The 11,689-nt window shown below is 75.5% G+C and carries 11 protein-coding genes; 9 read left to right on the forward strand and 2 right to left on the reverse strand.

Annotated elements, in window-relative coordinates:
* Together aroA and ABT247_RS26540 are read right to left on the reverse strand one after the other, a co-directional pair.
* A partial coding sequence (gene aroA / locus ABT247_RS26535; RefSeq protein ID WP_350746897.1) for a 3-phosphoshikimate 1-carboxyvinyltransferase occupies positions 1 to 1,175 on the reverse strand: 1,175 nt, incomplete at its 3' end.
* 293 nt (positions 1,176 to 1,468) lie between these two features.
* A complete protein-coding gene (locus ABT247_RS26540; protein ID WP_350746900.1) occupies positions 1,469 to 2,194 on the reverse strand; it encodes a M50 family metallopeptidase in 726 nt (241 codons plus the stop codon).
* Between the two features lie 236 nt (positions 2,195 to 2,430).
* Between ABT247_RS26540 and ABT247_RS26545 the strand changes: the two genes are divergently transcribed.
* The 9 genes from ABT247_RS26545 (at position 2,431) to ABT247_RS26585 (ending at position 11,451) form a co-directional block, all read left to right on the forward strand.
* A complete protein-coding gene (locus ABT247_RS26545) occupies positions 2,431 to 3,183 on the forward strand; it encodes an SOS response-associated peptidase (RefSeq protein ID WP_350746902.1) in 753 nt (250 codons plus the stop codon).
* A 30-nt stretch (positions 3,184 to 3,213) separates the two neighbouring features.
* Positions 3,214 to 3,852, forward strand: a complete 639-nt coding sequence (locus ABT247_RS26550) for an alpha/beta hydrolase family protein (protein WP_350746905.1) — start codon at positions 3,214 to 3,216, stop codon at positions 3,850 to 3,852.
* Positions 3,853 to 4,227: 375 nt separating this feature from the next.
* A complete protein-coding gene (locus ABT247_RS26555; protein WP_374199896.1) occupies positions 4,228 to 4,971 on the forward strand; it encodes a sigma-70 family RNA polymerase sigma factor in 744 nt (247 codons plus the stop codon).
* Entirely contained in the window at positions 4,968 to 5,381 is a 414-nt protein-coding gene (gene rsrA, locus ABT247_RS26560) for a mycothiol system anti-sigma-R factor (protein WP_350746908.1), read from the forward strand. The genes ABT247_RS26555 and rsrA overlap by 4 nt, the downstream gene beginning before the upstream one ends.
* A 366-nt stretch (positions 5,382 to 5,747) precedes the next feature.
* Positions 5,748 to 7,193 (forward strand): HD domain-containing phosphohydrolase, encoded by a 1,446-nt coding sequence (locus ABT247_RS26565; protein ID WP_350746911.1) that lies wholly within the window; start codon positions 5,748 to 5,750, stop codon positions 7,191 to 7,193.
* Between the two features lie 188 nt (positions 7,194 to 7,381).
* On the forward strand, positions 7,382 to 8,704 hold the full coding sequence (locus ABT247_RS26570; RefSeq protein WP_350746914.1) for an HD domain-containing protein: 1,323 nt from the start codon (positions 7,382 to 7,384) through the stop codon (positions 8,702 to 8,704).
* Positions 8,705 to 9,159: 455 nt separating this feature from the next.
* Entirely contained in the window at positions 9,160 to 10,146 is a 987-nt protein-coding gene (locus tag ABT247_RS26575; RefSeq protein WP_350746919.1) for a tetratricopeptide repeat protein, read from the forward strand.
* 45 nt (positions 10,147 to 10,191) lie between these two features.
* Positions 10,192 to 10,830: a peptide deformylase gene (def, locus tag ABT247_RS26580; protein ID WP_350746922.1), complete on the forward strand. Its 639-nt coding sequence runs from the start codon at positions 10,192 to 10,194 to the stop codon at positions 10,828 to 10,830.
* Between the two features lie 144 nt (positions 10,831 to 10,974).
* The gene (locus tag ABT247_RS26585; protein ID WP_350746917.1) at positions 10,975 to 11,451 is read left to right on the forward strand and encodes a flavodoxin family protein; all 477 of its coding nucleotides are present in this window, start codon (positions 10,975 to 10,977) and stop codon (positions 11,449 to 11,451) included.
* Positions 11,452 to 11,689: the final 238 nt, after the last annotated feature.

Below are 11,689 nucleotides of genomic sequence, written 5' to 3' on the forward strand. Positions count from 1 at the left end.
TGGAACACGCCGCCGTGCAGCGGGCGCGGGCGGATCCGCAGGCCGTCCTCGGTCTCGCTGACGTCGCCGCCGAGGTCGTTGATCTCCTTGGCGAGCGCGGCGAGCCGGTCGGTCTCGTGCAGGCGCAGGTGGGCGATGCCGTACAGGTGGGACTCGGAGTCCGCGAGGGCGGCGACGGCGGCGATCACCGGGGTGAGCTCGCCGACGTCGTGCAGGTCGGCCTCGATGCCGTGGATCCGGCCGGTGCCGGTGAACTGCAGGCCCTCGTCGGTGAACTCGCAGGCGCCGCCCATCCGGGTGTAGATCTCGCGGAGCTGGTCGCCGGGCTGGCTGGTGTGCTTGGGCCAGTCGCGGACGGTGACCCGGCCGCCGGTCACCAGCGCGGCGGCGAAGAACGGCGCGGCGTTGGACAGGTCCGGCTCGACGACCAGGTCGCGGCCGATCAGGGCGCCGGGGGTGACCCGCCAGACGTCCTTCTCGCCGCCGTCCTCGGGGGCGTCGACCTGGGCCCCGGCCAGGCGCAGCATCTCGACCGTCATCCGGATGTGCGGCAGGGACGGGACGGGGCCGCCGACGTGCCGGACCTCGATGCCGTGGTTGTAGCGGGCGCCGGAGAGCAGCAGGGCGGAGACGAACTGGGACGAGGAGGAGGCGTCCAGCTCGACCGGGCCGCCGTCGAGGCTGCCGGTGCCGTGCACGGTGAGCGGGAAGGTGCCGCGGCCGCCGTCCTCGATGCGGGCGCCGAGCGCGCGCAGCGCGTCGATCACGCCGTGCTGGGGGCGCTCGTGGCTGCGCGGGTCGCCGTCGAAGTGGACGGGGCCGTCGGCGAGCGCGGCGAGCGGGGGGAGGAAGCGCATGACGGTGCCGGCGTTGCCGACGTCGACGCTGGCGGGGCCGTGCAGGGCGGGGGCGGGGATGACCCGCCAGGCCTCGCCGCCGCCGGTGCCGCCGGCGTCGTTGTTGACCTTCTCCTCGATGGTGACCCCGAGGGCGCGCAGGCCGTCGGCCATCAGCTGGGAGTCGCGGCTGCGCAGCGGGCGGCGCACCCAGCCGGGCCCGTCGGCGAGGGCCGCCAGCACCAGGGCCCGGTTGGTGACCGACTTGGAGCCGGGGATGGTGACGGTGGCGTCGACGGGGGCGGTGGCGACGGGGGCGGGCCACAGGGTCTCGGTCATGGAGGCCAGTCTAGGGGCCGTACCGGAACGGCCCCGGTCGGTGGCCGTATGGCGGAACGCGCCGGTGCGCCCGTGCGCGTGGCGGCGGGCCGGGCGGGTCGGTACCGGCTCGGGGCGGGTCCGGGCGGGTCCGGGCGGGGCGGGTCGGTACCGGTTCGGGGCGCGGGTCCGGGCGGGGCGGGGCGTGTGCGGTCGGGGCGTGCCGGTCGGGGCCCGTTGGTCGGGCTTGGCGCCGTTCGGGGGCGGCTTCGGCGCGGGTGCGGGGTGGCGGCTGCGGGCCGGGCTCGGGCGGGTCAGTGCAGCGGCTGGAGCAGCCAGGTCGCGCCGAGGGCGAGGCTGGCGAGCGCGACCAGCAGGAAGACGGTGACCCAGGCGAGGGCGGGGACGTGGGTGAGCCGGGCGAGCTGGTCGGCGTCGGAGTCGCGGGCCCAGCCGATCCGGCGCTGGTGCTGGAGCTCCAGGACGGGGCGGACGGCGCCGAACAGCAGGAACCAGCAGCCGAGGTAGGCGAAACCGGCCTGCACCTGGGCGCTGCCGAACCAGGAGACCAGGAAGAAGGCGGCGCCGGCGACGAGGACGGTGAACAGGCCGTAGGCGTTGCGGACCCGGATGAGCAGGGCCAGCAGGAGGGCGATCGCCAGCCAGAGCAGCAGGGTGATCCGGTCGGCGGCGAGCAGGGCGGCGCAGCCGAGGCCGAGCAGGGCGGGGGCGGTGTAGCCGGCGGCGGCGGTCAGGACCATCCCGGGGCCGGTGGGGCGGCCGTAGGAGAGGGTGAGGCCGGAGGTGTCGGAGTGCAGCCGGATGCCGGCGAGCTTGCGGCCGGTGGCGAGGGCGGCGAGTCCGTGGCCGCCTTCGTGGGCGATGGTGACGGCGTTGCGGGCGACGTGCCAGAGCGGGCGGGCGAGGACGGTGAGCAGGGCGGCGGCGCCGGTGGCGAGGACCAGCCAGCCGGGCGGGGCGGCCTGGGTGCCGGTGACCTGGTCCCACAGGGCGCCCAGGTTCTGGTCGTCGGTGTTCATCGGGGGTCCGCGCCTCCGTTTCGCTGCGTAGGGCCGTGCGGCCGTTGTCGGCCGTGTCGGCCGTGTCGGCCGTGTCGGCCGCCGGGTCGGGCCGGGTTCGGGCGCCGGGTCGAGCCGGGTGGGCCGTTGGGCCGTTCGGGGCAGCCTCCCATGCGGGGACGGGCGGGCGGGAGCGGGCGGTTGCGGTCGTGGGATGAGGAAGTGGTGAGAAGGGGCGGCATGGCAAGCTGACCCGCATGTGCGGTCGCTTCGCAGCCAGCAGCAAGCCCGAGGACATCGTCGAGCTGTTCGACGTGGAGTACTGGGACCCCGAGGAGGCGCCGGCCCCCAACTGGAACGTGGCACCGACCAACAGCGCCTTCGTGGTGCTGGAACGGTTGTCCAAGGAGCGGCCGGAGCCGCTGCGGCAGTTGCGGGCACTGCGCTGGGGCCTGGTGCCGCCGTGGTCGGACTCCGCCGGGACGGCGGTGAAGATGATCAATGCCCGGTCCGACACGGTGCACGAGAAGCCGGCGTACCGGCAGGCCCTCGCCTCCCGGCGGTGCATCCTGCCGGTGGACGGCTACTACGAGTGGCAGACGGTGCCGGGCGAGCGGGGCAGGGCCCGCAAGAAGCCGTACTTCGTCTCCCGGGCGGACGGGGCGCCGCTGGCGCTGGCCGGACTGTACGAGTTCTGGCGCAACCGGGCGGTGCCGCCGGGGCACCCCGAGGCCTGGCTGGTGACGTTCACGATCGTCACCACGGACGCCGAGGAGGCCCTGGCCCCCATCCACGAGCGGATGCCGCTGTTCCTCGACCCGCGGTCCTGGGACGAGTGGCTGGACCCGCGGCAGAGCGATCCGGACGCGCTGCGCCGACTGCTGATACCCCCGCCGCCCGGCGCGCTGCTGGCCACGCCGGTGTCGCCGGCGGTCGGCAACATCCGCAACAACGGCCCGGAGCTCAAGGAGCCGTGGGTCGAGGCCGAGTACGAGACCACGCTGTTCTGACGTTCGCCACCTTTCCCGGGAGCCGCCGCGATGACCACCTCCGAACTCGTCGCCACCGAGGCGGGCGAGGCCCGTGTCACCTACCACCGGGCGGCCGCCCCGAGGGCCGTGCTGGCGCTCGGGCACGGCGCGGGCGGCGGGATCGGCGCCCCGGACCTGGTCGCGCTGGCCGAGCGGCTGCCGCCGCGCGGGATCACCGTGGCGCTGGTGGAACAGCCGTGGCGGGTGGCGGGCCGGAAGCTGGCCCCGGCGCCGAAGACCCTGGACCTGGGCTGGCGGCCGGTGGCCGAGCACCTGGCCGGGCAGGGGCTGCCGCTGGTGGTCGGCGGGCGCAGCGCCGGGGCGCGGGTGGCCTGCCGTACGGGCGCGGGCAGCGGGGCGGTGGGGGTGGTGGCGCTGGCGTTCCCGCTGCACCCGCCGGGCAGGCCGGAGCGGAGCCGGGCGCAGGAGCTGCTGGAGTCGGGGCTGCCGACGCTGGTGGTGCAGGGCGGGGCGGATCCGTTCGGCGGGCCGGAGGAGTTCCCGGCGCTGCCGCCGGGGCACGCGTTGGTGGCCGTGCCGTACGGCGGTCACGGGTTCGCGGTGCCCAAGCGGGCCGGGGTGGGGGAGGAGGAGGTGCTCGGGCTGATCTGCTCGGCGGTGGGGGACTGGGTGCTGCGGCTGGTGTGAGCCGTGCCGTGCGCGGTGCCGTGAGCGGTGGTGCCGTGCACGGTGGTGTTCGGGCGCTGCTCGGGGCGGGGTCGGGGCGCTGTCCGGGGCCCGGGGGAGGGGCGGCGCCGTCGCCCACTCGTGCGAGTGAAGGGTGCGCGGGGGCGGGAATGCGGGCACGGTCCGCGTGGTTGTCGTCTCCGTCAGCACAGTCACCGGTGAGAGGCAGGGCAGATGGGTTCGATCGCGTGCCCCGAACGGCCTGAGGAGCGCGAGGCCGCCACGGCGTTCGGCCCCTCCTGGTCGGAGTGGCTCGACGCGGGCGAGAAGCCCGTCAGCCCGATATCCTCCATTTCTGGGCGGCCCACCGTGGGCCGTGCCCGTCATGCCGAGGAGGTGGGTCCGGTCGTCGGGACCGAGCACGAGGCCGAGCCGGGCCGGGGCCCGGACGAGGCCCTGCCTGCGGGTGAGGCGCTCACCGGTGAGGAGCTGGCCGAGGCGATCGGCGAGGACACCTTCCGGGTGTCGGCGGAGGAGTCCGAGGAGGCCCGGCGGGAGCGCTTCGAGCGCGACGCCCTGGGCTACCTGGATCCGATGTACTCCGCGGCGCTGCGCATGACGCGCAACCCGGCGGATGCGGAGGACCTGCTCCAGGAGGCGTTCGCCAAGGCGTACGCGTCCTTCCACCAGTTCCGTGAGGGCACCAACCTCAAGGCCTGGCTGTACCGCATCCTCACCAACACGTTCATCAACTCGTACCGCAAGAAGCAGCGGGAGCCGCAGCGCACCGCGGCGGAGGAGATCGAGGACTGGCAGTTGGCCCGGGCCGAGTCGCACATGTCGACCGGTCTGCGTTCGGCCGAGACCCAGGCGCTCGACCACCTCCCCGACAGCGACGTGAAGGACGCGCTGCAGGCCATTCCGGAGGAGTTCCGGATCGCCGTGTACCTCGCGGACGTAGAAGGCTTTGCGTACAAGGAGATCGCGGACATCATGGGTACTCCCATCGGTACGGTGATGTCCCGGCTGCACCGCGGCCGCCGTCAGCTGCGCGGCATGCTGGAGGACTACGCCCGTGAGCGCGGGCTCGTCCCGGCCGGCAGCGGGGCAGGGCAGGAAGCGAAGGGCTCGGGCTCATGAGCTGCGGCGATCCGCACGAGACGGAGTGTGGCGAGGTCCTCGACCACCTCTACGAATTCCTCGACAACGAGATGCCCGAGGGGGACTGCGCCAAGCTGCGCGTGCACTTCGAGGAGTGCTCGCCCTGTCTGAAGCAGTACGGGCTGGAGCAGGCCATCAAGGCGCTGATCAAGCGTTCCTGCGGCTGCGACGACACCCCGGCCGACCTGCGGAGCAAGGTGCTGGCCAGGATCGACTCGATCCGGTCCGGCCAGCGCGGGGGCGACCAGGTGGTGGTCGCCGTGGAGAACTCGGTCGAGGTGCACGTCGAGTCCGCCCGTCCGGCGCCCCACCCGGGGCAGCAGGACGCGGGCGAGGAACGGGCCGCGCGCCCCGGTGCGCCGGTCGAGGCGACCGCCCAGGCGGAGTGACCGCCCGGCCGGGGCGCGGCGGGACGGCCGTCGGCCGCTCGCAGTAGGCCCCGGCCGCAGCAGTCCCCCGGTCCGTCGGCGAGGACGGGCCGGGCCCCGATGCGGGAGTCCGACGGCCCCGGGAGGCGTGTGCTCCCGGGGCCGCCCCCGTTGTGCCCGCATGCGCCGTCACTCGTTCGAGTGAGTTGGCGGTGCGCCAACTGCGCCATTGCGCGATCATGCGTCCTCACGCCCGGGCGGCGGCCTATCCTCCTGACGGGCGCTCACCGCCGGTCCCGCCGGCGTGCTGGGGCCCCACGGGGTCCGGACGGCGGGGAGGTCGAGATCGCTACCGACAGTGGAGGCGCGACCCTGCCGCGAGGGGCGGTGTGCTACCTGGTGGCCGTCCCGGTGGCGGCACTGTGCTGCCTGCTGCCGCTGCTGCCCGCAGCCGCGACCCCCGGGGTGCCGCACTGGCTCGGCCACCCGGTGGACTGGCCCAAGGTCGGCCTGCTGGCCTTCCTGCACGGCTGCTGGGAGTCGCTCGCCCAGGGACTGCCGACACCCTGCCTGCGCTTCGTGCGCCGGTTGCTGCGCCGCCCCGCGCCGGTCGAGAGCGCACCCGCCCTGCCCGGGGAGAACGCCTTCTTCCCGGTGCTGTTCGCCGGGGTGCTGATGCTCCCGCCGGCCGCCGCCGCGCTGGTCGCCGCCCCCGCCGCCCTGCTCGGCGGCCCGACCGGGCTGGGCTGCCGCCGGCGCCAGCTGTTCAACGGCTCCCAGCTCGCGCTGTGCGCCTTCGCCTCCTCCGTCGTCTTCCACCTGCTGAGCGGCCCCCAGCTCCTCCTCGGCTCCCGCTTCCCGGCCGCGCTGCTGCCCGGCTTCGCCTCCGTCGCCGTGTTCTGCCTGGTCAACGGCGCGGTGGTGGGCGTGATGGTGGTGCTCAGCGAGGGCCGCGGGGCCGGCGTGGTGCTGCGCGGCGCCCGCGCGGTGTGCGGACTGCCGGTGCTGGTGCACGCGGCCGGCGGGCTGATGGTCGCGGTGCTCTGGCAGGGCCCGTACGGGGCGTTCGCCGCGCTGCTGGCCCTGCTGCCGCTGTCCATCTCCGCCTGGGTGTTCGCCCAGGGGCAGCGCGAGCAGGACGCCCACCAGGCCACCGTGCAGTCGTTGGTGCAGGCCGTGGAGATCAAGGACGCGTACACCCGGGGGCACAGCGAACGCGTCGGCCAGGCCTCGGTGCTGATCGCCACTCAGCTCGGCATGGAGCCCGAGCGGCTGCGCACCCTGCGCTTCGCGGGGATCCTGCACGACGTCGGAAAGCTCGGGGTGGCCACCGAACTCCTGCGCAGAAACGGTCCCCTCGACGAGGACGAACGCCGGGCCGTGGAGATCCACCCGGTGTACGGGTACGAGCTGGTGCGCGGCATCGACTTCCTCGGCGAAGCCCACGCCGGAATCCTCCACCACCACGAGCGGATGGACGGGCGCGGCTACCCCAGCGGACTGGCCGGCGAGCAGATCCCCGAGTTCGCCCGGATCATCTCCGTCGCCGACGCCTTCGACTCGATGACCTCCACCCGCTCCTACCGGCGCGGGCGCCCGGTCACCGAGGCGGTGGCCGAGCTGGAGCGTTGCTCTGGCAGCCAGTTCGACCCGGTGATGGTCCGCGCGCTGATCGACGCGCTGGCCGTGCACGGCTGGCAGCCGGTGGTGCACTCCGAGGACTGCGTGCGGGCCGTGCCGGACATCCCGCTCGGGGTGCCCGAACCGGTGCGGGCCGCGCCCGGCCGGGTGCCCGCCCAGGGCGGGACCGTCCCCGCGGCCGGGCAGCCGTGAGGGTCCCGGGGCGGCCCGGCTCCGCCCGCACCGGCCCCGGCCGCCGGGTGTCCGGCCGCCGGATTCCCGGCCGCAGGACGTCCGGCCGTACCGGGGCGGACCGTACCGCGGCGGGGCGGGCGAGGAAGGACCGTACGGGGGCAGGCCGGACGGGCACCGCCCGGGCGACGCGCGGCCGCCGGGCGTTCGTGCGCGCGGTCCGGGGCCGCACCACCGGCGCGGTGCACCTGGGCGCCGCCGCCCTGCTGGCGTACGCGCTCGGGGCGGTGGCACTGCGCGGGGTCGCGGAGCCGGGCGTCGCGTTCGCGTTCACCGCGCTCATCGCGCTGGGCGAATGCGTCCGGATCACCCTTCCGGGTGACCGCGAGCAGGCGCCCATCGGCGCGGCCGGCGCGCTGGCCTACGCCCTGCTCGGCCCGCTGCGCGGGGTGCCGACCGCGCACGGGACGCTCCAGGTGGTCGCGGTGACCGGGGCCGGCCTGGCGCTCTCCTGGCTGCCCGGCGTCGCCCTGCCGCACCGCCCGGGGCGCCCGCACCGGCGCCCGCCCTGGGCCGACCCGGCCCGCCGGGACGGCGCCGCCCGCCGGCTGCTCGCGGTGGGCTTCGCCGCCGCCGTCTTCCAGCCGCTCTACAACGGCGGCCTGGTCGACCGGTTCTCGCCCGAGGGCCCGGCCTACGGGGCCTTCCTGACCGCCGTCGCCGCGCTGGCCGCGCTGTGCGACGCCACCCTGGCGGCGCTGCTGCGGTGCGCCGCGGCCGGCCCCGACTCCGGGCTGCGGTTCCCGGCGGCGCTGGAGGACGAGCTGCGCTCGCTGTTCGGCATCGGTTCGGCGATCGTCGCCACCGGGATGCTGGTCAGCCTCGCCGCCGGCGAGGTGGGGCTGTGGGCGCTGCCGCTGTTCTGCACCCCGCTGCTGCTCGCCCAGGTGTCCTTCCGGCGGGCGGCCGCCGTGCGGGCCACCACCGGGCAGACCATCGCCAGCCTGGCCCGGGCCACCGAAGTGGCCGGCTACACCCCGCACGGGCACGCGCGCCGGGTCGCGGACACGGCGTGCGCCCTCGGCCGCGAGCTGGGGCTGGGCACCCGGGAGCTCGCCCTGTTGGAGTACGCGGCGCTGATGCACGACGTCGGCCAGCTGTCCCTGGTCGAGCCGGTGCCGGACGGCGCGACCGCGCTGCTGCCCAGTACCGAGCAGCAGCGGATCGCCCGTCTCGGCAGTGAGGTGATCAGCCGCACCGGGGTGCCCCGGCAGGTCGCCGAGCAGGTCGCCCGGCTGGCCGACCCCTGCGCCGGGCCGGTCGGCGGCGAGGGGCCCGTGCCGCTCGCCGCCCGGATCATCAGGGTCGCCAACGCCCACGACGACCTGCTGACGGCGGCCCGCCGCCGGGGCCTCGGCGAGGCGCTGGGGCGGCTGGAGGCGCTGGAAGTGCTGCGGCTGGGGCGCGGCCGGGTCTACGACGCCCGGGTGGTGGACGCCCTGGCCCGGGTCGGCGGACCGGGCCGGGGCTGAGGGCTCTCCGGGGGGCGTAGGGGACTCGCCCGAAGACCTGGCGGGTCCGGGCGGGCCGCAAGGGGGACTCGCTCGGGTCCGAGCGGGCCCGGGCCGGGCCGTGGGGGAGTCGCTCGGGTCCTGGCGGGTCCGGACGGGACCGGGCGGGCCGTGGGCGGGCAGGACGGAGCCGGTCGGCCGGCGGGATCGGCCGAACGGGCCGGGGCGGGGTGGAGGCCTGCTCGGCCCCAGGTCGGGCCCCCGCGGCCAGGGGTTGAGGCGGCGGGCTCCGCCGGGCAGGCTGGGGAGGGGCGGGCTCCAACCCCGGCGGTGGGGAGCGCGGTCGGGGGCGGGCGTGGTTGGATGCGGTCGTAGCGTGGAACACCGACCCGGAGCACCGGGACCCGGACCCCGTCGAGCACGGACGGGCCCCGGACGGCAAGGGACTTGAGCGGACGACGACGGCAGGGACGAACGTGAGGATCTTCCACCGGGCACGGCACCGGCCGTCCGCCACCTGGCGGCAGACGACCGACCGGGCCTTCACGCTGATCGGCGACGGCCGCTACGAGGACGCCGGCGCCCTGCTGGTGATGGCCGCCGACCTGGAGCCCTGGCTGTCCGACTCCTGGTTCAACCTCGCCCTGCTGCACAAGTTCCGCCGCGACTGGGAGCAGGCCCGCTCGGCCGGCCTGCGCGCCGTCGCCCTGCTGGACCGCGAGCACGGCGCCCCCGACTGGTGGAACCTCGGCATCACCGCCACCGCCCTCCAGGACTGGCCGCTGGCCCGCCGCGCCTGGCAGGCGTACGGACTGAAGCTGCCCGGCGGCCCCGGCGTGGACGGGCCGGTCAGCCTCGACCTCGGCACCACCCCGGTGCGGCTGTCCCCGGACGGCGAGTCCGAGGTGGTGTGGGGCCGGCGCCTCGACCCGGCCCGGATCGAGGTGCTGTCCATCCCGCTGCCCTCCTCCGGCCGCCGCTGGGGCGAGGTGGTGCTGCACGACGGCGCCCCGCACGGCGAGCGGGTCACCGACGGCGTCGCCTACCCGGTGTTCGACGAGATCGAGCTGTGGGCGCCCTCGCCGGTGCCGACCTACGTGGTCCTGCTGCAGGCCGCCACCGCCGGTGACCGGGACGCGCTGGAGCGGCTGGTCGCCGACGCCGGGTACGCGGCCGAGGACTGGACCTCCTCGGTGCGGCTGCTGTGCCGGGCCTGTTCGGAGAGCCGGATGGCCTCGGACGACGGTGTCGTCGCCCACCACGACCCGCACGACGACGGGGACGCCGCCCACCCCGGGCACCTCAGCCACCTCAGCCAGGGCGGCGCCGCCGGGATGTCCTGGCTGGTCGAGCGCGAGTGCGGGATCGCCGCGCCGGCGCACCTGGTGCGCGCCCTGCTGGACCGCTGGGTCGCGGCCGCCCCCGCGAGCCGGGCTTACCGGGATCTCGAAGAAGTCTGCTGAGTACCCTGGTCGGGTACGCGTAGGAGATCTATGGAAGCGGAAGACATGGCGGAGCAGCACGACCACGAGCAGGAGCACGACGTGGAGGGGGCGGCGCCCGAGGCGCCCGTCAAGGTGATGGGCGAGGAACCCGACCTCTCCAAGGGCACCGCGCGTCCGATCACCGTCGTGGGCAACCCGGTGCTGCACCGCGAGGTCAAGGACGTCACCGCCTTCGACGCCGACCTGTCCGCGCTGATCGACGACATGTTCCAGTCGATGTACGCCGCGGAGGGCGTGGGCCTGGCCGCCAACCAGATCGGTGTCGACCTCAAGGTCTTCGTCTACGACTGCCCGGACGACGAGGGCGTGCGCCACATCGGCCACGTCATCAACCCGAAGCTGGAGGAGTACCCGTCGGACCGCCGCCGGGTGCTCGACGACGGCAACGAGGGCTGCCTGTCCGTCCCGACCGCCTACGCCGAGCTGCCGCGCCCGGACTACGCCGCCGTCACCGGCGTCGACAAGGACGGCAACCCGATCCGGGTCGAGGGCACCGGCTTCTTCGCGCGCTGCCTGCAGCACGAGACCGACCACCTGTACGGCACCCTCTACATCGACAAGCTGTCCAAGCGCGACCGCAAGGACGCCCTGCGCCAGATGGCCGAGGGCACCCCGAAGTACGCCACTGTGCCGAACGAGTGACGGCAGGACGGTAGTCGTTCCCGTTCGAAGGCCGGTACGGACCGCGTCCGTGCCGGCCTTCGGCGTTCCCCCGCGGGCGGTGTCACGTTCTCGCGCCCTGTCCGGTCCCACTGTCAGGAGTGGCCGATCGGAAGGAGAACCGTCATGAAGGCCGTCATGGTGTGTGCGTCGGTGTCCCACGGCAACACCCGGAGGATCGCCGAGGTGATGGGCCGGGTGCTCGCGGCCCGGGTCGTCGAGCCGGAGCAGGTCGACCCGGCGGAGCTGGCCGACTACGACCTGGTGGGGTTCGGATCGGGGATCTTCACGGGGCAGTTCCACGCGCGGCTGCGCGACTTCGTCCGGTCGCTCCCGGAGGGGCAGCGCGGCAGGGCGTTCGTCTTCGCCACCAGCGGCCTGCCGGAACTGCGGATCCGGCCCTTCACCCGGCCGTTGGTGCGGCAGCTCGAACGGAAGGGGTTCGAGGTGACCGACACCTTCTCCTGCCGGGCCTACGACACCTGGCTGCCGTTCAAGCTCGTCGGCGGCATCAACAAGGCGCGGCCCGACGGGAGCGACCTGGCGGCGGCCCGGGCGTTCGCCGAGCGGCTGCGGGCCCGCGGTGCCCGCGGCGCGAAGTGACCGGGCCTGCGGCGGGCGCGGCGGCGTGCAACTGCCGTGCCCGGCCCGGGAAGCGCGGACCAGGCCGTGGCGACGGTGGGTGGGGAATCCTCACCGGGGTCAAGTCCGGCGGGTTTTCGGCCGATTGATGCAACAGAGGTGCCCCCCTCGGGGGGGGGGGGGGCGGGGGCCCGGGGGCGGGCTCGCCCGACCGGGCCGGGGGTGCCCGCGCCCAGCGCGGCGCGGCCTCGCGCCGGCG

The organism is Kitasatospora sp. NPDC001539 (assembly GCF_040298565.1).
Taxonomy (GTDB): Bacteria; Actinomycetota; Actinomycetes; order Streptomycetales; family Streptomycetaceae; genus Kitasatospora.